This window comes from Deinococcus betulae (assembly GCF_020166395.1).
Classification (GTDB): Bacteria; Deinococcota; Deinococci; order Deinococcales; family Deinococcaceae; genus Deinococcus; species Deinococcus betulae.
Genome location: NZ_JAIQXU010000003.1, coordinates 88,839 through 110,426, shown reverse-complemented (window position 1 = coordinate 110,426; position 21,588 = coordinate 88,839). Strand labels below are relative to the sequence as shown.

23 protein-coding genes are annotated in these 21,588 nt (G+C 68.3%); 6 read left to right on the top strand and 17 right to left on the bottom strand.

The window, feature by feature from the left end:
• Positions 1–49: 49 nt before the first annotated feature.
• Positions 50–667, bottom strand: a complete 618-nt coding sequence (gene cmk / locus K7W42_RS04010) for a (d)CMP kinase (protein ID WP_224572492.1) — start codon at positions 665–667, stop codon at positions 50–52.
• A gap of 114 nt (positions 668–781) precedes the next feature.
• On the opposite strand from cmk, the gene K7W42_RS04005 reads away from it, so the two are divergent.
• Positions 782–1,618, top strand: a complete 837-nt coding sequence (locus tag K7W42_RS04005; protein ID WP_224572490.1) for a peptidylprolyl isomerase — start codon at positions 782–784, stop codon at positions 1,616–1,618.
• 68 nt (positions 1,619–1,686) lie between these two features.
• Here K7W42_RS04005 and K7W42_RS04000 read toward each other — a convergent pair whose 3' ends face one another.
• The 6 genes from K7W42_RS04000 to K7W42_RS03975 form a co-directional block, all read right to left on the bottom strand.
• Complete coding sequence (locus K7W42_RS04000; RefSeq protein ID WP_224572488.1) at positions 1,687–2,265, bottom strand: hypothetical protein; 579 nt, start codon at positions 2,263–2,265, stop codon at positions 1,687–1,689.
• 117 nt (positions 2,266–2,382) lie between these two features.
• Positions 2,383–2,940 carry an HD domain-containing protein gene (locus tag K7W42_RS03995; RefSeq protein ID WP_224572486.1) on the bottom strand — a complete coding sequence of 186 codons (558 nt, stop codon included), beginning with the start codon at positions 2,938–2,940 and terminating at the stop codon, positions 2,383–2,385.
• Positions 2,941–3,151: 211 nt separating this feature from the next.
• The gene (locus K7W42_RS03990) at positions 3,152–3,709 is read right to left on the bottom strand and encodes an HNH endonuclease (protein ID WP_157457966.1); all 558 of its coding nucleotides are present in this window, start codon (positions 3,707–3,709) and stop codon (positions 3,152–3,154) included.
• 284 nt (positions 3,710–3,993) lie between these two features.
• Positions 3,994–4,683: a MarC family protein gene (locus K7W42_RS03985; RefSeq protein WP_224572484.1), complete on the bottom strand. Its 690-nt coding sequence runs from the start codon at positions 4,681–4,683 to the stop codon at positions 3,994–3,996.
• 115 nt (positions 4,684–4,798) lie between these two features.
• The gene (locus K7W42_RS03980) at positions 4,799–5,509 is read right to left on the bottom strand and encodes a hypothetical protein (protein WP_224572482.1); all 711 of its coding nucleotides are present in this window, start codon (positions 5,507–5,509) and stop codon (positions 4,799–4,801) included.
• A 318-nt stretch (positions 5,510–5,827) separates the two neighbouring features.
• Positions 5,828–8,557 (bottom strand): hypothetical protein, encoded by a 2,730-nt coding sequence (locus K7W42_RS03975; RefSeq protein WP_224572481.1) that lies wholly within the window; start codon positions 8,555–8,557, stop codon positions 5,828–5,830.
• Between the two features lie 227 nt (positions 8,558–8,784).
• Between K7W42_RS03975 and K7W42_RS03970 the strand changes: the two genes are divergently transcribed.
• Positions 8,785–9,225 (top strand): hypothetical protein, encoded by a 441-nt coding sequence (locus K7W42_RS03970; protein ID WP_224572480.1) that lies wholly within the window; start codon positions 8,785–8,787, stop codon positions 9,223–9,225.
• 57 nt (positions 9,226–9,282) lie between these two features.
• Here the strand turns inward: K7W42_RS03970 and K7W42_RS03965 are convergent, their stop codons facing one another.
• Positions 9,283–9,672, bottom strand: a complete 390-nt coding sequence (locus K7W42_RS03965) for a Fur family transcriptional regulator (protein WP_224572479.1) — start codon at positions 9,670–9,672, stop codon at positions 9,283–9,285.
• Positions 9,673–9,793: 121 nt separating this feature from the next.
• Here K7W42_RS03965 and K7W42_RS03960 point away from each other — a divergent pair, with 121 nt between their 5' ends.
• The 3 genes from K7W42_RS03960 to K7W42_RS03950 all read left to right on the top strand — a co-directional run bounded on the left by K7W42_RS03960 (position 9,794) and on the right by K7W42_RS03950 (position 12,355).
• Positions 9,794–10,726, top strand: coding sequence for a biotin--[acetyl-CoA-carboxylase] ligase (locus K7W42_RS03960; RefSeq protein ID WP_224572478.1), 933 nt, complete (start codon positions 9,794–9,796; stop codon positions 10,724–10,726).
• 58 nt (positions 10,727–10,784) lie between these two features.
• Positions 10,785–11,369, top strand: a complete 585-nt coding sequence (locus K7W42_RS03955) for a biotin transporter BioY (protein ID WP_224572477.1) — start codon at positions 10,785–10,787, stop codon at positions 11,367–11,369.
• 383 nt (positions 11,370–11,752) lie between these two features.
• Complete coding sequence (locus K7W42_RS03950) at positions 11,753–12,355, top strand: hypothetical protein (protein WP_224572476.1); 603 nt, start codon at positions 11,753–11,755, stop codon at positions 12,353–12,355.
• 69 nt (positions 12,356–12,424) lie between these two features.
• Here the strand turns inward: K7W42_RS03950 and recA are convergent, their stop codons facing one another.
• The 8 genes from recA to ilvA all read right to left on the bottom strand — a co-directional run bounded on the left by recA (position 12,425) and on the right by ilvA (position 19,766).
• Positions 12,425–13,489, bottom strand: a complete 1,065-nt coding sequence (gene recA, locus K7W42_RS03945) for a recombinase RecA (protein ID WP_157457959.1) — start codon at positions 13,487–13,489, stop codon at positions 12,425–12,427.
• Entirely contained in the window at positions 13,486–14,220 is a 735-nt protein-coding gene (gene thpR / locus K7W42_RS03940) for an RNA 2',3'-cyclic phosphodiesterase (protein WP_439648849.1), read from the bottom strand. Before thpR ends, recA begins: the two co-directional genes overlap by 4 nt.
• Entirely contained in the window at positions 14,208–15,413 is a 1,206-nt protein-coding gene (locus tag K7W42_RS03935; protein ID WP_224572475.1) for a CinA family nicotinamide mononucleotide deamidase-related protein, read from the bottom strand. Before K7W42_RS03935 ends, thpR begins: the two co-directional genes overlap by 13 nt.
• Positions 15,414–15,651: 238 nt before the next feature.
• Positions 15,652–16,674 (bottom strand): SRPBCC family protein, encoded by a 1,023-nt coding sequence (locus tag K7W42_RS23190; RefSeq protein WP_224572473.1) that lies wholly within the window; start codon positions 16,672–16,674, stop codon positions 15,652–15,654.
• A gap of 41 nt (positions 16,675–16,715) precedes the next feature.
• Positions 16,716–17,051: a four-helix bundle copper-binding protein gene (locus K7W42_RS03925; RefSeq protein ID WP_224572471.1), complete on the bottom strand. Its 336-nt coding sequence runs from the start codon at positions 17,049–17,051 to the stop codon at positions 16,716–16,718.
• Between the two features lie 214 nt (positions 17,052–17,265).
• The gene (locus tag K7W42_RS03920; protein ID WP_224572469.1) at positions 17,266–17,739 is read right to left on the bottom strand and encodes a GNAT family N-acetyltransferase; all 474 of its coding nucleotides are present in this window, start codon (positions 17,737–17,739) and stop codon (positions 17,266–17,268) included.
• A 37-nt stretch (positions 17,740–17,776) separates the two neighbouring features.
• The gene (locus tag K7W42_RS03915; RefSeq protein ID WP_224572467.1) at positions 17,777–18,115 is read right to left on the bottom strand and encodes a hypothetical protein; all 339 of its coding nucleotides are present in this window, start codon (positions 18,113–18,115) and stop codon (positions 17,777–17,779) included.
• Between the two features lie 85 nt (positions 18,116–18,200).
• Positions 18,201–19,766 carry a threonine ammonia-lyase, biosynthetic gene (gene ilvA, locus K7W42_RS03910; protein ID WP_224572465.1) on the bottom strand — a complete coding sequence of 522 codons (1,566 nt, stop codon included), beginning with the start codon at positions 19,764–19,766 and terminating at the stop codon, positions 18,201–18,203.
• Positions 19,767–19,932: 166 nt separating this feature from the next.
• On the opposite strand from ilvA, the gene K7W42_RS03905 reads away from it, so the two are divergent.
• Positions 19,933–20,301 (top strand): hypothetical protein, encoded by a 369-nt coding sequence (locus K7W42_RS03905; RefSeq protein ID WP_224572463.1) that lies wholly within the window; start codon positions 19,933–19,935, stop codon positions 20,299–20,301.
• A 397-nt stretch (positions 20,302–20,698) separates the two neighbouring features.
• Here K7W42_RS03905 and K7W42_RS03900 read toward each other — a convergent pair whose 3' ends face one another.
• Complete coding sequence (locus K7W42_RS03900; protein WP_224572461.1) at positions 20,699–21,511, bottom strand: HpcH/HpaI aldolase/citrate lyase family protein; 813 nt, start codon at positions 21,509–21,511, stop codon at positions 20,699–20,701.
• Positions 21,512–21,588 lie beyond the last annotated feature (77 nt).

Sequence of the window (21,588 nt, the reverse complement as noted above, 5' to 3'; positions counted from 1 at the left end):
TACATCAGAACGCCGCCCTCGTGCATAAGGGCGGCGTTTTCGTGGGCTGTCAGTGTAGAGCGTTCAGAATGGTGTTAATCACACCCTGCAGGCTCAGGCCACCCGTGTCAATGACCTGGGCATCCTCGGCAGGCACACTTTGCAGGGTATCCAGGCGGTCACGCTCGACCAGCGCCGCCTCAATGGCGTCCACTTCCTCGGGGCGCTCAGAGGCGCGGCGCTCGGCCCGGACGCGGGGGCTGGCGGTCAGGTAGAACTTGGCTCCGGCCTGCGGAAAGACGGCGGTGCCCATATCGCGGCCCTCAGCCACAAATGGCTGCGGCAGGGCGCGCAGCTGGGCGTCCACCCAGGCCCGCACGCCCGGCAGCGCCGCAACCACACTCACACCGCTGTCCACGCGGCTGGAATGGAGGTCGGGGGTCAGGTCGCGCCCGCCCTGCCACACGCGGTTGCCGCTGGCCAGCGGCTCCAGGCGAGGCGGGGCTGCCTCCAGACAGGCCAGCAGTGCCGCGGCGTCGCCCAGGTCCGTTCCAGCCTCCAGGCCCAGCAGGGTCGCGGCGCGGTACAGCAGGCCGCTGCTGACATACGGCACCCCCAGCGCCTGCGCCACCCCAGCCGAGACACTGGATTTTCCGCTGGCCGCCACGCCGTCTATCGTCACAATCATCAACTGTGCAGTTTAGCGCCTGCAGGCGAAACAGAAGAGGTTGCCCGGGCCCGGCCGCTGCACCTTCTGATGGATGCCCGGCCCCTGGCCAGGCCCGCTACACTGGGGCAGACCATGAAACACGTTGCGCTGATTCTGACTGCCCTGCTTGCCCTGACCGCCTGCCAGAACCGGAATGAGGCGACCACGGGCACCGAGACGACCACCGAGACGACCACCGAGACGGCAGACACCACGCCGGCCACCGGCAGCGAGACGGGCACCGACACCCCCGAGACCACTACTGCTGACACTGGAACCGACGCCGCCAGCACCGAAACCCCCGCCGCTGCGGTCACCAAGCCGGGCGCTGTCCCGACCGGCTACACGCAGGTGGCCGCCCTGAGCGAACAGCCGGTGCGCGAATTTACCAGCGAACCCGAACTGACCCTGGAAGACGGCAAGGACTACTACGCCCTGATTGACACCAACCGGGGCCAACTGCTGGCCGACCTGTACGAGCAGGAAACGCCCGTCACCGTGAATAACTTTGTGTTCCTGGCCCGCAACCATTACTTTGACGGCATCCGCTTTCACCGGGTGATTGACGGCTTTATGGCGCAGTCGGGTGACCCCAAGAGCGTGGACGAAGCCAAGAAGGCTGAATGGGGCACGGGCGGCCCCGGCTACCAGTTTGCCGACGAATTCCGCACCCGCCTGACCTTTGACAGCGCCGGCATTCTGGCCATGGCCAACAGCGGCCCGGCCACCAACGGCAGCCAGTTTTTCATTACCTTTGGGCCCACCGACGGCCTGAACGGTAAACACACGATCTTCGGCAAGGTGGTCACGGGCGACGACGTCCTGCCCAAGCTGACCCGCACCAGCGACACCAGCACCGGCCAGGAAACCCCAGTTGAGGGCGCCGTGGCCGACCAGGTCCTGAGCGTCCGAATTCTGACCAAGGGCTAAACCGGAACGGGCACCAAACGCGCCCGGAAGGCCACATAAGGGCCTTCCGGGCGTGTGCTCTGCCGTGTTTAGCGGCGGTCGGTGGTGGTCGTTGTGCCAGTGGTGGGGTTGTAGGTCGTGGTGGCAGCGGGGCGGTTGCGACCCAGCAGCCCGAACAGGCCCAGCAGACCCAGCAGGCCCCAGGGGAACTGGCGGGTGTCGGCCACGCCGTCATTGTTGGTGTCCACCACGCCGTCGCCGTTGGGGTCGACAGCATTGTTGACGGCTTCCCCTGCGTTGTTGACCGCTTCGCCCGTCGCCTGGGCAGCGTCGTTGACGGCTTCGCCGGTGGCCTGGGCAGCGTCGTTGACCGCCTCACCTGCATTGTTCAGGGCTTCGCCGGTGGCGGCAGCAGCGTCATTGACGGTTTCACCGGTTGCCTGTGCGGCGTCGTTCAGCGCCTCGCCTGTGTTCTGGGCAGCCTGGTCAATGTTCTCCCCCAGTTCCTCGGCGACGCCTTCCTGGCCCTCACCGGGGGTGCCACCAAAATCGTCCTGCTGGCCATTGTTGTTGGTGTCTTGTACCTGAATCAGCGTGGGCTGTGGCGCGGTGGCCAGGGCAGTGGGGGCGGCAAAAAACAGCGCGAGAGTCAGCAGGGTCTTGTTCATGGGGTCTCCTTGATGGGCCGGCCCAGGGGCGACGGGCAGCGACATTTGACCTCTGCATTGTGATTCTTGCTGCAGACCCATGCGTAAAGCTGTTCTTGACACCGCGCTCAGCAGTTCTTATGGAATGGAGATGGCCCCTGCGGGAGGCATGGCCTGCAGGGCGGCGAGCACCCGCGCCATGTGGTCGTCCAGTGCCACGCCCAGTTCTTGGGCGCCCTGCTCCACCTCATCACGGTTGACGCCCGAAGCAAACGCCCGGTTTTTAAACCTCTTCTTCAGGCTGGGCAGTTCGACCTGCCGCACATCTTTGTCAGGCCGAATCAGGGCGGCGGCCTGCACCAGACCAGTCAGTTCATCCACCGCAAAGAGGGTCTGGGCCAGCCGGGTGGTGCGCGGCGTGCCCGTGAAGGTGGCGTGCCCCAGAATGGCGTCCAGCACCTCGGGCGGCGTATCGGTGTGGTTACGCAGGTAAGTCACTCCCCAGACCGGATGCTCGTCGGGGTGGGCCTCGTAGTCAAAATCGTGCAGCAGGCCAGTGACGGCATACAGTTCTTCATCTTCGCCCCAGTGGTGGGCATAGGCGCGCATGGCGGCTTCCACATTCAGCATGTGGCGCTGCAACGAGGCCGAGGGGGTGTGCTGCACCATCAGGGCATACGCCTGGTCGCGGTTCATGCCCGGCAGTCTAGGTGCAGACGGTGCCCTACAAAACAGCCCGCCCCAGACGTGGAGGCGAGCGCGGGCAGCCGACGAGAGCCAGATGGACTCCGGTTGGATCGGGTCGCCTGAGAAAGCGGCGCAGCAGACTCAAAGAGCTTCGTAGAAGAGAGATGGAGGCGCAGCTGGTGCCTTTCTTTGCAGTGCCGTCATAGGGCGGCAGGCCGTCTTAGACGCCCAGGTAGCGCGTCCACTGCGGCTGCCAGTGGGCAAATTGCCCGTGGGCATACACGCCAAAGCTGGGCGCGCGGGGCCGAGACCGCAGCGGCATGGCGGCTTCCTCGGGGGTGCGGTTGCCCTTGCGCTGGTTGCAGGTTCGGCAGGCGGTCACCACGTTGTCCCAGGTGTGGCGTCCACCACGCGAGCGGGGCAGGACATGATCCAGCGTCAGTTCCTCGGCAGCCCCACAGTACTGGCAGGTGAAGGTGTCGCGCCGCAGCACATTGCGCCGGTTAAACGGCACCGGATGTACGCGCGGCCGGCGGACGTAGCGCCGCAGCCGAATGACGCTGGGCACGGGCATGACGGTGCTGGGCGAGCGCACCACGTCCTCACTGTTTTCCAGAATCTCCGCCACGCCGTACTGAATGAGCGTGATGGCCCGCTTGGCACTCGTAACATGCAGCGGTTCGTAGGACGCGTTGAGCACCAGCACACGCGGCGCGTTGAGGTCAGCCGGGGCGGCCGGTCGTCGTGGCTCGGGTTGCACGTCCTTTCTGGAAATCATGCCCGGCATTCTAAAGCGGCGCCGTCAAGCAAATGTTGCGCTGAGACGCTTAGAGACCCCCCAGGCCGCTTGAGACAATGGCTTAGAGAAGGGCCAATTGTGTGGTTGGCAACACCGCGTCTCTTCGGGTGAGATGGAAACGAGAGAAGTAGGCTGAGGTGAGCAGCGGGGCCACTTCAAACAGACTAAATCCTTAGGTGGTCGTAGAGCCGTTCATTGCCGTCTAAGTCAGCCCGCTTCAAAGCGGCTGGAACGCCTGACCCTGCCTGAGAAGGCCCTGGCCCTCAGCCCAGGCTGGCCCAGGGCCAGACGAACCCTGTTCTCAGGCCGCCGCGCAGCAGTTCCAGGGTGCCGTCGGCCACGTACTGCACGGCCAGCGCGCCCAGCAGCACACCCAGCACGCGCGTGACCACATGCACGCCCGTCAGGCCAATGACGCGCGCAATTTGCCCGGACAGGCGCAGGGCCAGGTAACACAGCAGCAGGACAGCGGCCGTCACCACGAACACCGCCAGCAGTAGCAGCGGCGAGCCGTGGGCGTCCCCGGCCAGAATCATGATGCTGGCCAGCGTGCCGGGGCCGGCAATCAGGGGAATGGCCAGCGGAAAGACGCTGATGTCCTGGCGTTCGTGGGCTTCCTGCTCTTCCTCGGCGGTTTCCTTGCTGCCGCTGGGGCGTGCAAACACCATGTCCAGAGCGATCAGAAACAGCAGGATGCCCCCGGCAATGCGGAAGGCACTCAGGCTGATGCCGAGGTGGTCCAGTAAGCCCCGCCCAAACAGGCCGAACAGCAGGATGATGATCCCCGCCACCACGCAGGCTTTCAGGGCCACCCGCCGCCGCTCGAAACTGGGCCGGTTGCCGGCCAGGCCGATAAACAGCGGCGCCAGGCCTATTGGGTCCATCACGACCAGCATGGTGAGGAAGGTTGCCGAGATTGTTGTCAGCAGTTCAGGAATCGGCGGCACCACCATGCCCCGATTGTGCCACGCACCTAGCGGGACAACAGGGTAGGGAAGCTGATCTGTCCAGTGGAGGTACAGGCTCTACATTACGCCTCGCGCTCACCCTTTACGCTTCTAGGCCGGGTCATGGTGCGGGCGCCGGTCGCACGTTGACTTCCAAAGTGGCCGTGGCTTCGGCCTTGTGGTCTTGCTGGGTGGTCACGGCGCGCACGCCCACCGTGTACGAATTTACGGGGGTCGCTGGGCTTGCCCTCACCGTCAGGGTGAACAGTTCGCCTGCCCTGACCTGGGTGCGGGGAAGGCTCACCTGAAGCCCCGGCGCGCTGCTGGCCCCGGTGAGCGTGAAGACCCCTGGATGGGTCTGCGAGGTAAAGCCGCCGATGCGTGCGCTGAGGGTGCGCGTGCCGCCTGCGGGCAGGCTAAGGGTACTGATGCTGTCGCCAGGCTGCCCGCCTTGCAGCGTTGCCAGGACCACATAACCGCCCGCGCAGCCACTTCGCCGCAACCCGCCGATGTCCTGGGCCCCCACAAACAGCGCGGGCAGCAGCGAGGCCACCACCAACCCCAGGCCCAGCGCCGCGCGGCGCGGCCGGCGCCAATTGGCCGCCGTAAAGGCCAGCCCCCCTGGGCCCAGCAGCAGCGGCACCAGCAGCGCCAGCAGGGTGCGGCCTTCACAGGGACCGGCCAGCAGCGCCGCGCCGGCTCCCCGCACCGCAAACGTCAGGGCGGCCCCCAGGCCCCAGCCCAGCAGAAACGCGGGCAAAAAGGTCTGGAGGCGGTAGGTGGGAAAAGCCGGCGGGTCGCCGGGCAGGGAAGAGGGAGCCGGCGCCGTCATCCCCGCAGCCTAACGCGGCTTCCCCAGGGCGCGCGTCCCGGCCAGAGAGCGGAAATGCCAGGAGGGAAGGCGCTGAGCAGCCGCGCGACGCGGTTCATGCTGGAGGGGAGATCATCTCAAGCTCGTTCCTCAAGCCCCTCTGGACACCACCAGAAGTGCGGCCAAGTGCGGGTTTCTAGGTCATCGGTGTGGCGTAGAAGCGGGTTATCTCTTCCACGCCCGGCGGCGCACAACGCGGTGAATAGCAGGTATGAAGCGGGAGAAGAAAGGTTCCTTCTGAGTGTTCCCCATTGTCGCCTCAGGCCTGGTTCAGCGGCGTCAGGCGGGGCCGTCCTTGGCGGCTGGGGCACTGGGGACTGAGGCCGTGGTCCCTGGTGGGCGCGGCGCAAAAACCGCCACCCCCAGCAGGGCCAGGCCGGTCGTCAGCGCGGCCAGGCCCATCACCGGGCTGGGGTTGGGCAAGAGCTGTGCGTCCAGCAAGGCCGCCTTGAGCCCAGCCACCAGCAGCAGGGCCAGGCCGGCGTCCCACACTGTCCGCTGGGGGTGGCGGTGTCCCGTCCAGCAGGCCAGCAGGCCCACGGCCAGCACCGCCGCGCTGCCCAGCAGCCACCAGCCGCCCAGGGTCATCAGTGTGGTGCCCAGCGCCGCGCCGGCCAGCATAGGCAGCAGGCTCAGGAGGACCGCGCCCCATAGCACCGCCTCGGCGGGGCCCTGCGGGTCAACTGGCCGCCCCCGGCCGAGCCGGCCCAATCGCACTGTTCCCACCGGGGTCCGCAGGGCGCCCCAGACCAGCAGCAGCAGGGCCCCGCCCAGCACGGGCGCCGCGCTGACAGGGCGGCCATCGGCCTGCACCCAGGGCAGCGCGGCCAGCACCCCGGCCCCAAGAAGCAGGTCCAGCCGGCGGTGGCTCAGGGGCGACGGCAGCAGAGCACTCATCAGGGTAGCCAGGGCCAGGCCACCCGGCACCCCCAGTGCGGGCCACCACAGGGCGGCGGCTCGCCCCAGCGTCAGGGCCAGCAGCGCCGGTACAGCCCAGGCCCACACAGGGGCACGCCCCGTAGGCACGCGTGCCAAGCCTCCCTGCACCGCTGCCGCTGCCAGTAGGGTCACGGCCACGCCCAGTGCCACCTCTGCCCCATTGTCCTGGCTCAGCAGCCACGCCCCGCTGGCGGCGGCAGCGGGCGTCAGGGCCACGAGCGCCACCCCACCGGGCGCCGTCCGGCGGAGGAGCAGAGCCGCCCCCGCCGCCAGCGCGCCCCAGAGGGCCAGTGGCCAGGTCCCCACGGCGGCCAGGGTCAGGGTGCCGGCCGCCGCACCGACCAGGCCCAGCAGCGGTCCAGTCAGGCGCGGCAGCGGCGGCAGGGGGGTGACCTCTGGTCTGGGCGCCGGGATAACCGGGCGGGGCGCTGACCACCATCTACTGCCGCCTAGTCGTAATGCTCCCAGCACTGCTACCAGGGCCGGAGCAGTCAGCAGCGCCGTGTCCAGTTCGTTCAGGGGCCAGCTGTCTACGGCGCCGCTGAGGACTTCAGCCGAGGGACCTGCGGCGCACAGGGCGCTGAAGGCCAGCACCCCCGCCCCCACGCGGCCCCAGGTGCGCGAGTGCCCAGCCAGGCCCAGCGCCAGCAGCGCCGCCCCGATGCCCGACAGGGCCGTCCACTGGGCACCGCCGCCCAGCAGGGCCAGTGCCGCCGCGCCCAGGACACTGGTGGCCCCAGCTGTCAGGCTGCTGGTCAGGGTGGATGCCAGGCCAGGCTCTGCGCCTTCACTGGGCCTGGCTTGCCGCCGCGCCTGCCAGCCGGGCCAGGCCAGCGCGGCGGGCAGCAGGGCCAGCCCCAGGCCCAGCGCCGCCGTGGCGGATAGCACAGGGGCGCCGTTCAGGGCCGTTCCCACCGCCAGCGCCACCAGGGTCAGGGGCAGCAGGGTGGCCCCGGCCGCTGTCAGGCGCTCGGCTGGGCGCGGTGGGGTGCCTCCAGGGCCGCCGCGCAGCGCCGCTGGCACAGTGAGGGCCAGCAGGGTGAAGGCCAGCCAGGGCCACAGGCCCAGTGGTGCCTCCACCTTCAGGCCCTGCTGTAGCCAGCCAGTAAACGTGACGGCCTCGGCGTGGCTCAGGGCCGCCTCCAGCCAGCCCACCGGCACCGCCGCCGTGGCCAGCAGGGTCAGGGGACGCGCGCCTGGGTGGGCGGTGCCCGGCGGCGGGTTGGCAGGCACTGGCAGGTCGGTCACGCCTGCCACGCGGCCTGGCCACACCGCCACGGCCCCCAGGAGCAGCGCGGCGCCGGCCGCCGGAATGGAGGCCCAGCCCAGGTCGTCGGTCAGCATCCAGGTGCTCAGGGCGGCGCCGCCTACGGCCACGGCGCCCAGCAGCGGTTCACGCCGCCGCAGGCTGTCCCAGACCAGCGCGCCGCTCAGCAGCAGCAGGCCCAGCAGCACCGCCCCCGGTCCCCAGGTGTCAGGCACACTCTGGGCGGCGCTGCCCAGGCCCAGGGCCGCCACGCCGTACCCCAGGCCGCGCAGCGCCCCCGAGACTGGCCACGGCACCCGCCGCGCCGTTCCGTACAGCACGCCCCCGAACGTAAAGACCAGCAGCAGCAGGGTCCACGCCGGGGCGCCCAGGGCCCGCAGGGTAAACGCCAGGCCTCCCAGCACCAGCAGGCTGCCGATAATGCTGATGCGCGCCTGGCTGAATTCTGGACCCCACACCGAGGGTCCGCGCGGCGGCCTGGGCGGCGCGGCCTGAGGCCGGTCGTCCTCCGGCCAGCGCGGCGGTTCTGGCGCTGCCGGGATGGCCGGCGGCAGAGTCTCATGCGCGGGCAGCGGAACTGGTGTGACGGCCGCCGCCTGCGGGGCCTCTGGTGCCCGGTCTCCGGGACGACCCAGCCGCCGCACCTGGGCTTCTAGCTGGTGCTGGCGCTCCCGCAGGGCGTCCAACTCGGCGGCCAGGTCGCGCACCCGCCGCCGAGCTGCGCGGGCATACGCAAAGGCCACCACCGGCAGCACCAGCAGGGCCAGCAGCACAAAGAGGCCCAGCGAAACCAGTTCTTCCATGCCCCACCCTAAACGGTTGAGGTCTGGGCGTCGTTCGGGTCTGAACGCCGTTCAGTGGGGCGGCCAGTGGCGGGGTGTTGAAGTGGTGTTCAGAGGGATGGAGAGTCGCCCTCCATTGTTTTACAGCGCGTAGCCTGGGAGGCTGTGCTCATAGGAGTGAGCAGGACTTTGACACTTTAGTGTGGCGCCCTGCAGGCGCTTGAGCTAACATATTTACACTGAAGCACATGCGCTCGCCTGCTCAGCACAAAGCCCAATTGCTTCAGGCGAAGAGACACGCGACAGCCCTCCTGGCCAAGACACCCTCTGCTCAGGTGTTGCACCTGTATGAAGTCGCCGCCTTCCCCCAATCCTTTCAACCGCACTGGCAGGCCTTCATGCGAATCGACCATTCGACAGGTAAGGTCTGGCGTCCCCACCATGACGGCACTGACCGCGCCACCTGGATAACCGCCGTGCTGACGCACCGCACGTTCCCGCTTCGCGCCACGCTCTTCCTCCTCCCCGTTGCCGTTGACTTGGAGATCATGCATCCGAACTGGCTCCTTGAACTCGACGAGCAGTGCCGGTGGTTTGATGTTGTCTTGCACTTGGAAGGCGGTGATGTGGTGGCCTTCAGTGACGGTGAGGATGGCTTGCGCCGTCTGACTGTGAATCAAGGGGATTGACCCGCAGGAGTCCTACTAGAGCCTCTCGCCTCCAGGCAGGAGCGGTGGAACCGCTTCTCAGCCGCGCTGGCAGTCGGGGCACACGCCCATGAATTCCAGGCGCACGTCGGTCACCTGAAACCCGGCCGGCAGGGCCGAAGCGGGCAGCGCCGGCACGTCGCCCGCGTCCACATCAAAAATGGCGCCGCAAGTCCGGCAGACGGCGTGGTGGTGAGGACGGCCTTCGTGCTTGTAGTCGTAGCGGGTGGCCTGACCGGCGCGCTCCAGCGTGACCACCACGCCGTCGCGCACCAGGGCGTCCAGCGTGCGGTACACGGTGCCCAGGCTCACGCTGGGCAGCTGCGCGCGCACCTGAGCATGGATCCACGCGGCGTCCGGGTGTGAGCGGGCGGCGCGCAGCACCTCCACCACGGCCGAGCGCTGCTTGGTCTGCCGCACCATCGTCATAGGGCCAGTTTATCAAAGCCAGTGTGACGGGCGGATGACCGCCCCGGCGCCCCTCAAGCTCACAACTCTGTACCCGGTTCATTGCCTTCGTTCAGCAAAGCGCGTAAAACCCTGAACGGCCATGCCCGACCGCCTTCTGCCTCTGCTGACTGCCGCGCCCCAGACCGGGGACGCGCTGGGGCAGGCGCTGGGCGTGGGCCGCGTGACGGTCAATACCCTGGCCCGCCGCCTGCAAGAGAGCGGCGTGCCGGTGGAGGTCTCGCGCGCGGGTTACGCGCTGGCGGCCGGCACACCCGCGCCGCAGTTCGTTCGCGCTGGCGGTCTGCTGGGCGCCGCCCTGCGCTACCGGGGCACGGTGACCAGCACCCAGGATGAGGCGCGCGCCTGGGCCGATGAGGCGCCGGGCGGCGCGCCCCAGGGCGCCGTGGTGGTGGCCGAGCGCCAGACTGCTGGGCGTGGGCGTCGGGGCCGGGCCTGGGACACCACCCACGGCACGCTGGTCTTCTCGGTGCTGCTGCGGCAGGGGGCCAGCGGCGCGCCGCTCACGCTGCCCGAACTGGCCTTGCTGCCGCTGGCGGCGGGCGTGGCCACCGCGCGCGCCGCCGGGGCTGGTCGCCTGAAGTGGCCCAACGACCTCCTGACCGAAGACGGCCGCAAGCTGGCCGGCATTCTGCTGGAGGCCGACCTGCGCGGCGAGGAAGCGCGGCGGGCGGTGCTGGGCATCGGCATCAATGTTTCGGCGGCGCCGCCAGAAGCAGCCCATCTGCGCGAGTTCCGCCCTGACCTGACCCGCGCGGCGCTGCTGTCGGGGCTGCTGCATGAACTGCACACCTGGCTGACCGCCCCGGCCGCCGAGATTCTGGTGGCCTGGCGTGCCCACAACCTCACCCTGGGCCGCGCCGTGCGTGTGCAGACCCCGGCGGGCCTGCTGGAGGGCCTAGCCACCGACCTTGACCCCCAGGGCAGCCTGCTTGTGCAGACGGCCAGCGGCCTGCGCACCATCAGCGCCGGGGACGTGCAACTGGTGGGCACCCTGGACGGGCCAGCGCCTTAGCTCACGCCTGACCACCTACCGCCTTCTTTTTCTGCCTCTCTGTTCAAAGGAGTTTCCCATGACTGTTCTGCACCCCACCCTGGCCCGCACCCTCGTTCCTTCCCGCAGCCTGGTCCGCGATATCGCGCTGGTGCTGGGCGGCGCCGCTTTCGTTGCGGTGCTGGCCCAGGCTGAGATTCCCCTCAAGCCTGTGCCCCTGACCCTGCAAACCCTGGGCGTGCTGCTGGTGGGCGCGGCCCTGGGCTGGAAGCGCGCTTTTGCGGCCCTGGCCGTGTATGTGGCCGCCGGCGCGGCGGGGCTGCCTATCCTGTCGGGCGGCAGCGCTGGCCTGTATTCCCCCACCACGGGTGGCCTGCGCGCCAGCCTGGGCTACCTGGTCAGCTACCCGCTGGCCGCCGCGCTGGTGGGCTTTCTGGTGGAACGCTTTGCGCTGGACCGCAAGTTCCTGGGCACCTGCCTGGCCATGTTGGCGGGCAGCGCCGTGATTTACGCCTTTGGCCTGCCGGTCCTGGCGACGCTGACTGGCCTGAAAGGCGGCGCCCTGCTGACCGCTGGCCTGACGCCCTTCCTGCTGGGCGACACCCTGAAGCTGGTGCTGGCCGCGCTGCTGCTGCCCGGCGTCTGGGCCCTGATTCGGAAGTAAGACGGAGTCTGCTCCACTCCGAAACATGCTTCGGGTTTGACTCGCCTAAGAGCACCCGCCGAGCTGTAGAGCAGCGTGACCCAGTGCTGCGAATTCGCTGGAAGACAGAGAAAGAGAGGGCCTGGCAACAGCGCTGAAGCGGCAGCAGCCACTCTCCTTCTCGGTTATTCCAGAAATCAATGGCAGTCCGTTGGCTGCACGGTAAAGCCCCCACCTTCACTCGGGTGGGGGCTTTGCTGTGGGCAGGGCTGTCAATGTCTCCCGTGCGGAAACCCCGGCCCCAAGCGTGTCTACAGTGTGCCCGCATAGGGGCGGCGCAGGCATCCGCCGAAAGGTGCAGTGGAAGATAGGCACAATGGGGGAGGAAGACAGGGGAGGGCCAGATGCAGGAATTTCAGACGCTGGTGCGGGAATGGGAGACGTTTTATCTGCTGACCGGGACCGCCGGCGCCACACTGGCAGGCCTGATGTTCGTGGCGGTGACTGTAGGTGAACGCGCCACCGACCGGCAGCGGTTGCCCATTTTGCGTATGCACAGTGACCCCGCCCTGCTGGCCTTCGTGCTGAATCTGGTTCTCAGCGCCGCCCTATTGATCCCCAGCTTGACGCGCGAGTGGTTGGGCACCCTGCTGCTCAGTGCCGGAGGTCTGGGCCTGGTGTACCTGACGGTGGTGCTGCGCCACCTGCACCGCCGCGTGCAGATGCGCGGCTGGGACCTGGCCGACTGGCTGTGGTACGCCGCCGCGCCTATAGGAGCGTGCGTGCTCCTGCTGTGGTCGGGCACCTTGACCCTCTCCAGGCACTCGCACGCGGCCCTGAATCTCACCGGACTGACCGCCCTGGTGTTGCTGGTCATGGGGATTCGCAATGCCTGGGACCTCGTGACCTTTGCCCTGGCTCGGGTGACCGGTGACGGCAAAGACTCGCAGGATACAGGTACGGAGGCGACAAGCACTTCTCCAGCAGAGAACGGCTCCTCGGACTGATTCGCAGGCTTTCAAGAGGCAGCACAACGCCGCGTGGACTGAATGCCGCGCGGCGTTGCTTGCTTCCCCTTATTCAGCCACGGTGGGCACGGCCGCCAGCGGGTCGCGGCCATCCTTGATGGCGCCCAGCACGCGGGTGCGGATTTCCTGCTCCATCTCGGGGCGCTCGGCGATGTAGGCAATCGCCTTTTCCTTGCCCTGGCCGATACGCTCGTCGCCGTAGGAGTAGAACGAGCCGGCCTTCTTGATGATGTCCATGTCGCTCGCCAGGCCCACGAGGTCCGAGAGCTGGTCAAAGCCCTTGCCGTAGGCCAGGGTGAGTTCGACTTCCTTGAAGGGCGGGGCGACCTTGTTCTTGACGGTCTTGACCTTCACGGTGTTGGCCACGGCGTCGTTGCCGACCTTGATCGGCTGGCCAATCTTGCGCACGTCCAACCGCACCGAGGCGTAGAACTTCAGCGCGCGCCCGCCGGTGGTGGTTTCGGGGTTGCCGTACATCACGCCAATCTTCTCGCGCACCTGGTTGATGAAGATGGCGGCGGTGCCCGTCTTGCTCAGGATGGCCGTCAGCTTGCGCAGCGCCTGGCTCATCAGGCGGGCCTGCAGGCCCGGTAGGCTGTCGCCCATCTCGCCTTCAATTTCGGCGCGGGGGGTCAGCGCGGCCACCGAGTCCACGACCACCACGTCCACGGCGCCGCTGCGCACCAGCAGCTCCATGATTTCAAGCGCCTGCTCGCCGTTGTCGGGCTGCGACACCAGCAGTTCGTCGGTGTTGACCCCCAGCGCGCGGGCATACACGGGGTCCAGGGCGTGTTCGGCGTCAATGAAGGCGCAGGTGCCGCCGGCCCGCTGCGACTGGGCCAGGATGCTCAGGGCCAGCGTGGTCTTGCCGCCGGACTCCGGGCCGTAAATCTCGGTGATGCGGCCCTTGGGCACGCCGCCAATTCCCAGTGCCAGGTCCAGGCTCAGGCTGCCGGTGGATACGGCCTGCACGTCCAGTTTGCTTTCGGCGCCCAGCTTCATGATGCTGCCCTTGCCGAACGCCTTTTCAATCTGGCTCATGGCCGTTTCGATGGCCTTGGTGCGTTCCTTGGCGTCGGTGGGGGTAGCGGCGATTTCTTTTTCTTTGCTCATGGCGTCTCCTGAACAGGGGTGAGGGCGGTTTCGGGGGGTGGGGGCGTTTCGCCGCGCAGGCGAAAGGAACTCACGGTTTCGTAGATGGGGCCAGTTTTGCGCAGAATGCTGCGCTGCAAGGTGACGCTGGTTGCGGGCCACTGCTGGGTAAACACCAGCGGCGGCACGCGCGGCGCCGGGCCTTTCTTGCGCGCCAGCGTGACGTGGGCTTTAAACGGCAGGTCGTCGGTGGCCAGGCCCAGCGCGTGAATGCCGTCGCGCAGGGCGGCGGCCAGTTCGGCCAGGCCCTCGCCTTCGACCTTGACAAACCACACGCGTGGACTCCCCTCGTTGGGAAAGTACCCGGTGCCGCGTAGATGCAGGGTCAGCGGCGCCAGCTCCTGCACCAGGCGGGTGCCCAGGCGCTTCAGGTCGTCCACGCGGTCGGGCGGCACGGCGGGTAGGTAGGCCAGCGTGACATGCAGCTGGTCGCCCTGCACGATGCGCCAGTTGCCTTTGAGCTTGCGCTGGCCCTCGCGCAGCGGCCCCACCAGATTGGCCGGCACCTTGAAGGCATAGAACAGCCGCTGCGTGCCGGGAACGTGCGGTTCGGTGCTGGGGGTGGGCGTAGGCATGGCCTGGGAACGCGCTGCTTCGGGCTTGGGGCGCGCCGCCGTCCGGGGCACCGCGCTCTTGGGGGCGGGTGCCTGCGGTGGGCGGGCGGAGGTCTTCTTGAGCTTCACGCCGGCCATCCTTCTGCCTGGAGACCCCGCAGCGCAAGGGCCAGTGCCGAGACGGCGGCGCGTTCCCGGATCTGGGCGGCTTCGCCGGGCCAGTCCACCTGGGTGACCTCCACATTCTGGCCTGTGTCCAGCGCGGCGTAGGCCTGGCCAGCACGCTCGCCTGCGGTGCAGGTGACCACGGCCAGCCCCACCTCGGCCCCCAGGTGTTCACGGGCGCCCGCCGCCAGTTCGCGGGCGGCCTGCTCGCTGACCAGGCCCTGGTCGTGCAGGGTCACCGGGGTCAGGCCCAGGGTAATCAAGCGGCGGTGGTCCTGGGTCACGGCAGCGTCCAGAAAGCCTGGCTGGTCGGCCAGCAGGGTACACAGCACGCCCGCGCTGCCGGCTTCAATGACGCCCAGGGTCCGCCCAGTCAGGGCCTCACCCACGGCGCCGGCCAGGGTCTGGTCGTCCTCGCCCCAGGTCCAGCGGGCCAGAGCCGCGCGTACCTGCTCGCGCACGGGACCCAGCAGGGCCAGCGCCTCGGCCTCGGTGGGGGCACTGGCGGCCAAGCGCACGTCCACGCCGGTCAGGCGGGCGTAGGTGGCCACGCTGGGGTTGGCCCCGCGCGTCAGGTCGCCCAGCCGTTCGGCCAGGTTGCTCTCGCCAATCCTAGAGGTGTGCAGGGTGGTGTGGCGCAGCGCCGCCGCTGGCGCCGGCAACCGGGGCAGCACCTGCTCACGCCACATCCGCTGCATTTCACGCGGGGGGCCGGGCAGGGCCACAATGTGCTGGCCGCCTGTCTGCACCCACCAGCCCGGCGCGGTGCCAATAGGGTTGGGCAGCGCCTGGGCCGAGGGAATCAGCCAGGCCTGCTTGCGGTTCAGGTCGGGCATGGTTCGCCCGCGCGACTCGTACAGGCCGCGCAGCCACGCCACCAGGTCGGGGTCTTCGTGGGGGATTTCACCCAGCGCGGCGGCAATCGCCTCGCGGGTCAGGTCGTCGTCGGTCGGTCCCAGGCCGCCGCCCAGAATCAGCAGGTCGGCGCGGCCCAGGGCCGTCTGAATGGCTTCGGTGAGGCGGGGCAGGTTGTCGCCCAGCACAGTTTTGCGGTGCAGGGTCACGCCGCGCTCGACCAGCTCTCTGGCCAGAAACGCGGCGTTGCTGTCCACAATTTCTCCGAACAGCAGTTCCGTCCCTACACTGATGATTTCTGCTCTAAGCATAACAACCTCGCATCAGTATAGGCCAAAGCGAAACCGGGCGTCCAGTGTGAGGGCGTGCAGTCAGGGGCGGCGGGACATGCTTGGGGTCCTCAAGTCGGCCCCTGGAGTCACCGATGAACTGTCCCTTGATGTCGCCTGGGGCGTGTAGACTTGCCGAGCGGGTCTCTGCTCCAAAACAGGGGATTTCGTGGACTGGAGAGGGGTGTGGTCCCGTCAACAAGGCAGTGGAAAGCGGCCCTCAGATTCGGCCCGCCTGGGCTTCGGTGCGGTCACGCACCACTTCCAGAATGGTGCGCTGCAGGTCGCGCATAATGGCCTGGGTCCAGTAGGCGGCGTAGCCGTTGAAATGGGTGCTGACCCGCTGGGTGCTGCTCAGGTGCAGCAAGGTCACGCCGGGCGAGAGTTCTTCCAAGCGGTAAGTGCCGCTGATCACGTCGAAAAACTGGCCACCCACCCGTACGTGGGGGTCCAGCTGGCCGGGGTCGCTGGCCTGAATGCGGAAGGACAGCAGGCGCCCCGGCTGCCAGTCGGTCACGGTCTCGGTGAAGCTCAGCCCGCCGTCAAAGGTGGCGGTGCGGACGGCCCCCACACCAGTGCGGCTCATCACGGCCTCGCGCGGGCGCGGCAGCCCGGCCGCGTGCGCCCAGCCGGCCCGAATCTCGCGGTCTTCAATGCGCGGCACGCTGCGAATCTGGGTCCACACGAGTTCAGGAGGCGCCTGAATCAGCACGTCGTTGGTGACGACGCGGTAGACGACTGGCGGGGCCAGCCGCCCTTCCAGTGGCCCCAGCAGGGCGGGAAGCGCGGCGGTCAGCAGCAGGGCGCCGGCCTGGCCCCGTCCCCACCAGCGCCGCAGGCCGTATGCCAGCGCGGCCCCCAGGCCCGCCATGACGTACATCACCGGAGCAGCCAGAAAGGCGCACAGCACGCCCTCGAACCCCAGCACCAGGGCCGTGACCAGAAAGACGGTGGTGGAGAGCGCCGCCACCCCCAGGGCGGCCAGCAGACCAGGAGCTTGGGCGGCGCGGACCTCGCCAAAAGCGTCGGGCTCTGGCGGGGGCAAGGTGGGCCGGGGGCGAAGCGCCAGCGCCGCAGACAGCAGGCCCAGCACGAACGGCACCAGAAACAGATACGACGCCACCATGACGCCGGCAGCTCCCTCGCTGCTGCGCTGTAACACATGCAGCCACAGGTACACGCCCAGGCCATACAGCGCCCCGGCCACCGCCCCCAGCACCACCCCCGCCCAGTTGGCATTCACAGCCCCACCCTACCGGGTTGCTGGGAAACAACAGGCGACTTTTACGCCGCCAGCACCCGGCACGCCTGGGCACATTGGCGGCAGGCTTCGGCGCAGCGCTGGCAGTGGTCATAGTGATGCTGGGCGCTCTCGGCGGCGCAGGCGTCACACGCGGCGGCACACAGGGCGCAGGCCTGCGGGTGCAGGGTGCTGCCCCGCAGCAGCAGCCGGGCCGTCAGGGCACACAGGTCGGCGCAGTCGCGGTCCAGGCGAATGCAGGCCCGCATCATCTCCAGGTCCGGCTCATTCAGGCAGGTGGCGGCGCATGTTTCGCAGGCGCTCAGGCACGTCAAGCAGGTGTCAATACAGGCGTGAGTGGCGGGACTAAGGAAGGTCATGGCCCACCGTGACAGATTCCGGGCAGGCAAGGCTGATCACAGTCCCCAGCGCTATTGAGGCTTTATCCACCGACGGCCCTGGGCCGCCCAGAGGGGTGAAGGAGTGGCCGCACCGAGCCTTCTTCGAGGGTGTGGTCAACGCGGAGAGAGGCGAAAGAGCCCCTTCCCCATACTCGACCTTCTCCCTCGCGGCAAAGCCGGATGCGACAACGCTTCAGGCGGGCTTCAGCGGCAAGGCAAAGCAGAGGCTGTTCTCTATGCCCTCGTAATACCCGAAGTTGGGAATGCGCCGGAAACCCGCGCGTTCGTACAGCGCTAGGGCTGCCGCCTGCTGGTCACCTGTTTCAAGCACCAGGCGGGCGTACCCCTCGGCCTGGCCGCGCGCCTGCAATTCTTCCAGCAGCGCGCGGCCAATGCCCCGCCCACGGGCGTCAGGAACGGTATACATCCGCTTGACCTCGGCCGATTCGGCGTCCCAGCGCTTCAGGGCGCCGCAGGCCACCAACTCCCCTTCTTCCTCTGCGGCCAGCAACACGCAGCCCTCGCCCGTCAGGGTCATGGGGTCAAAGGGTTCGGTGCGCTCATCGGTGTCCTGATACAGCGCCCGCAGTTCGCGCTGCTGGGCGTTCATCAGGGCCTGCACACGCGGGTCGGTGGGGGGCACGTCCAGCAGGCGGTAAGGCGACATGGGTTAGCCTAAGCAGCTGGCCCGGCGCGGCGCAAGCTCAGGTGCCTGGCCGGCCCACCACCAGTTCCGCCACCCACTCGGACGACGGCACCCGGTCATCGCGGTTCTGGCCCACGGCGCTGGGGTGCTGAGTCAGGCGGAGCACAGGCCACGACTGTCCCAGCGCGCGCAGCACATAGGCGCCGTGGTCGCCTGGCCCGCTGACCCGGCGGCCACTGTCCTGGAAACTCACCTCGACAGCCGTGCCCTCGGGAAGCGCTTCCAGGCTGGAGACCAACACCTGGCCCTGAAACTGACGCGCCGGGTCGGTGGCTTCGCCCTGCCACGCCCCACTGAGGCGCAACACCGCGTTGGAAGTGGTCGCAGACTCTGCCATGTCCTCCATCTGGCCATGTCCAGAAGCGCGCAGGATGAGGACGGCCCCAGGTGCCCTTTATGTGCGGCCCTGGGCTCTGGCCGCCTCAGGTCAAAAACAGGCGGTACGCGGGGTTGGCGGTCATGTCGGTGGCCGGATACCCCACGCCGGCCAGAAACGCCGCAAAGGCCGTCTCATCGCCGGGGGGCACCTGAAGGCCGGCCAGCACCCGGCCGTGCGCGCTGCCGTGGTTGCGGTAGTGAAACAGACTGATGTTCCAGCGGCCGTGCAGGTGGGTCAGGAAGGCCAGCAGCGCGCCGGGCCGCTCGGGGAAGGTAAACGAGTACACCCGCTCATGGGCCGCCTCGGGGGCGCGGCCGCCCACCATATGCCGCACATGAACTTTGGCCAGTTCGTCGTCGGTCAGGTCGAGGACCGGGTAGCCCTGCGCGGTCAGCTCGGCGTGTAGGGCAGCGCGTTCGCTGGGCTGGGCCAGCTGCACGCCCACAAAAATCTGGGCCTGGGCGCGCGGCGCAAAGCGGTAATTAAATTCGGTGACGGCCCGCGCCCCCACCACCTCGATAAAGGCGCGGAAGGCGCCGGGGCGCTCGGGGATAGTCACGGCGAAAATCGCCTCGCGCTGCTCGCCGATCTCGGCGCGCTCGGCCACATGGCGCAGGCGGTCAAAGTTGACGTTGGCGCCGCAGGTCAGGGCCACCAGGGTTTCGTTCCGCAGTTCCTGCTCGGCAGCGTAGCGCTTGAGCCCGGCCACGGCCAGGGCCCCGGCGGGTTCCATAACGGCCCGCGTGTCGTCAAACACGTCCTTGATGGCCGCACAGACCTCGTCGGTGGTCACGCGCACCCAGTCGTCTACATAGCGCCGGGCCAGGTCAAAGGTGTAGGCGCCCACCTGCTTGACGGCCACGCCGTCCACAAAAATGCCCACCTGCTCCAGCCTGACCCGCTCGCCGGCCTGCACCGACTGAAACATGGCGTCACTGTCCTCGGGTTCCACGCCCACCACGCGGATGTCTGGGCGCAGGGCCTTCAGAACGCCGGCCACCCCGGCAATCAGGCCGCCGCCGCCCACCGGCACGAACACGGTCAGCGGGCCGTCGGTCTCGACTTGGCGCAGCAGTTCCAGGGCCACCGTGCCCTGCCCCGCCAGCACCAGGGGGTCGTCGTAAGGGTGAACGAAGGTCAGGCCCAGCTGCGCCTGCAGGGTATAGGCATAGGCTTCGGCGTCACTGAATGAATCCCCCCGCAGCACCACCTCGGCCCCGCGCGCGCGGCAGGCGGCCACCTTGATGTCGGGGGTGGTTTCGGGCATGACAATCACCGCCCGCAGCCCCAGGCGCTGGGCGGCGTAGGCCACGCCCTGCGCGTGGTTGCCCGCCGAGGCGCAGATGACCCCCTGGTCGCGTTCTTTGGCCGAAAGCTGGGCCATCTTGTTGTAGGCCCCGCGCAATTTGAAGGAAAAGATGGGCTGCTGGTCTTCGCGTTTGAGTAGCACGCGGTTGCCGGTTCTGGCGCTCAGGCGCGGCGTTTCACTGATGGGCGTTTCGATAGCTGCGCCGTAGACCTTGCTCGTCAGGGCCAGGCGCAGCACGTCGCCTGCCCTCAGGTCGCCGGGATAGTGGGTGAGCCAGGTCAGGCCAGAGGATTCAGTCATGCGGGCGCCTCCAAGCAAGAGCCCCCGAACACCTGTTCGGGGGCGACAGACCACGCGCGGGCGGTCAGGTGGGTGCCCCTGACAGCCAAAGAATTCGCGCCGCGTCCATAGGGTGAGCATAGGACAGGGCTGGAATGCCCGGCCGGCTCAGGGGTAGACAAGACGCATGACAGAGCCTGTGGTGTCTGCCTTTCAGGTCCTCTCGGTTCGGCGGCGCCGGCTGCGGCCGTTTGTGGACTTTGGGCCTGTGTTTCTGTTTTTCGGGATTTCTGGTGTAGACCACGGGCGCGAGGCGCGGCTGCAGCGGCGCTTTGAGCAGGAGTATTACCCGCATGTGGTGACGGCGCGGCTGGCGGGGGTGGGGGCGGGGCGCTACCGGCTAGATGGCCTGCCGGAAGATGCGAACCGGCGGCCGTGGATAGTGGGGGCAGACGGCGTGGTGAGAGGGGAGCTGAGTGAGGAGGGGTTGGGGGCGTTTCGGGTGTGGTTGGGCGGGAATGGGGGGAAGGTGAGGGCGGTGGCTTTGGATGGTTAGGGGGTTTCTTAAACGGCGTTTGCCCCACCCCCCAGCCCCCTCCCCCAGAGGGGCAGGGGGAGCAATCGCTGCGCTCGGCAAGAGTTTTGACTGGCGTCGGCCAGCTTGCTCTGTTCGTTGACGTGTCTGGCCTCGACGCCATCCTTTGCCCCACCGCAAGGGCCTGCGCGCTACGCGCACAATGGCCTCGCCTGGACCTGGGGGGGAACGGGGCAAGAAGGCTTGATGCGTTCGGTAGGTTCGACTTTGAACAGATGAAGGGCGGCTTCTCCTGGCCCCTGTGTGTGGGCAGAGGAGAGCGTCCGAGCCTCCGTCCCTGCTCATTCCTCACCTTCCTTTGTTCCCACTTCCTACTGCCCACTCCCCACAACCCTGCCCCTACCGCGCTCCATCTTCGCTACCCGCCGTCCTCCTCCGCCAATTCCCGCGCTTCATCCACATGCATCTGCTCGATCAGGGCGCCCTCAAAGGTGGCAATGCTCTGCCCAGCGGCGCGGGCGGCGTCCCAGGTGGCAAGCAGGGCGCGGGCGCGCTGAGCGGCTTCGGGGCGCACGCCGTAGGTGGCGTTGGCAGGGTCAATCTGGCTGGGATGAATCACGGTCTTGCCAGCAAAGCCTATGGTGCGGCCCTGCTCGCACTCCTGGGCAAAGCCGTCCGGGTCGCGCACGTTGTTGAACACCGCGTCCAGAGGCACCTTGCCGTGGGCGCGGGCGGCCAGTACCACGGCACTTAGGGCGTGCAGCAGGCCCTCACGCGACGGGTGGGGGCGGGTGCGCAGGGCGCGGGCGAGGTCGTTGGTGCCCGCAATCAGGCCCGCCACTGCGGGCGCCGCCGCAATAGCTGGGGCATTCAGGACCCCCAGAGGCGTTTCAATCATGGTCCAGACCGGCAAAGGGAGGTCAAGGCTGGGCGGCGCTTCTCCCTTGGGCAGCACCACGCCGGCCAGCAGAAGCGTCCGGGCCAGCGCCAGGTCGTCGGCGTGCCAGGGGGTGCCGGGGGCGTTCACGCGCAGGAGAACTGGGGTGGGCCAGGGACTGGCCAGGGCGGCCTGCACGCCTTCCCGCGCGGCGGCCTTGTGTTCGGGGGCCACCGCGTCTTCCAGGTCCAGAATCACGGCGTCAGCCCCCAGGGTGCGGGCCTTGTCCAGGGCGCGGGGGTTGTCGCCGGGCACATACAGCACCGAGCGCAGACGGCGGGGCTTAGCGGTCACGCGGTGTCCGGCGGGCGGCGCTGCTGCCCAATACAAACGGCAGCAGCATGAGCAGGAACTTCAGAGGGCGGGGCATG

Coding starts and splice junctions, on each gene's coding strand:
- K7W42_RS03985 (WP_224572484.1), bottom strand. CDS start 4,683: ATGGTGGTGCCGCCGATTCCTGAACTGCTGACAACAATCTCGGCAACC.
- K7W42_RS03955 (WP_224572477.1), top strand. CDS start 10,785: ATGACTGTTCTGCACCCCACCCTGGCCCGCACCCTCGTTCCTTCCCGC.
- ilvA (WP_224572465.1), bottom strand. CDS start 19,766: ATGACTGAATCCTCTGGCCTGACCTGGCTCACCCACTATCCCGGCGAC.
- K7W42_RS03965 (WP_224572479.1), bottom strand. CDS start 9,672: ATGACGATGGTGCGGCAGACCAAGCAGCGCTCGGCCGTGGTGGAGGTG.
- cmk (WP_224572492.1), bottom strand. CDS start 667: ATGATTGTGACGATAGACGGCGTGGCGGCCAGCGGAAAATCCAGTGTC.
- K7W42_RS03990 (WP_157457966.1), bottom strand. CDS start 3,709: ATGATTTCCAGAAAGGACGTGCAACCCGAGCCACGACGACCGGCCGCC.
- K7W42_RS03925 (WP_224572471.1), bottom strand. CDS start 17,051: ATGACCTTCCTTAGTCCCGCCACTCACGCCTGTATTGACACCTGCTTG.
- K7W42_RS03950 (WP_224572476.1), top strand. CDS start 11,753: ATGCAGGAATTTCAGACGCTGGTGCGGGAATGGGAGACGTTTTATCTG.
- K7W42_RS04005 (WP_224572490.1), top strand. CDS start 782: ATGAAACACGTTGCGCTGATTCTGACTGCCCTGCTTGCCCTGACCGCC.
- K7W42_RS03915 (WP_224572467.1), bottom strand. CDS start 18,115: ATGGCAGAGTCTGCGACCACTTCCAACGCGGTGTTGCGCCTCAGTGGG.
- K7W42_RS03970 (WP_224572480.1), top strand. CDS start 8,785: ATGCGCTCGCCTGCTCAGCACAAAGCCCAATTGCTTCAGGCGAAGAGA.
- K7W42_RS03975 (WP_224572481.1), bottom strand. CDS start 8,557: ATGGAAGAACTGGTTTCGCTGGGCCTCTTTGTGCTGCTGGCCCTGCTG.
- recA (WP_157457959.1), bottom strand. CDS start 13,489: ATGAGCAAAGAAAAAGAAATCGCCGCTACCCCCACCGACGCCAAGGAA.
- K7W42_RS03980 (WP_224572482.1), bottom strand. CDS start 5,509: ATGACGGCGCCGGCTCCCTCTTCCCTGCCCGGCGACCCGCCGGCTTTT.
- K7W42_RS03935 (WP_224572475.1), bottom strand. CDS start 15,413: ATGCTTAGAGCAGAAATCATCAGTGTAGGGACGGAACTGCTGTTCGGA.
- thpR (WP_439648849.1), bottom strand. CDS start 14,220: ATGGCCGGCGTGAAGCTCAAGAAGACCTCCGCCCGCCCACCGCAGGCA.
- K7W42_RS03905 (WP_224572463.1), top strand. CDS start 19,933: ATGACAGAGCCTGTGGTGTCTGCCTTTCAGGTCCTCTCGGTTCGGCGG.
- K7W42_RS03995 (WP_224572486.1), bottom strand. CDS start 2,940: ATGAACCGCGACCAGGCGTATGCCCTGATGGTGCAGCACACCCCCTCG.
- K7W42_RS03960 (WP_224572478.1), top strand. CDS start 9,794: ATGCCCGACCGCCTTCTGCCTCTGCTGACTGCCGCGCCCCAGACCGGG.
- K7W42_RS03920 (WP_224572469.1), bottom strand. CDS start 17,739: ATGTCGCCTTACCGCCTGCTGGACGTGCCCCCCACCGACCCGCGTGTG.
- K7W42_RS04000 (WP_224572488.1), bottom strand. CDS start 2,265: ATGAACAAGACCCTGCTGACTCTCGCGCTGTTTTTTGCCGCCCCCACT.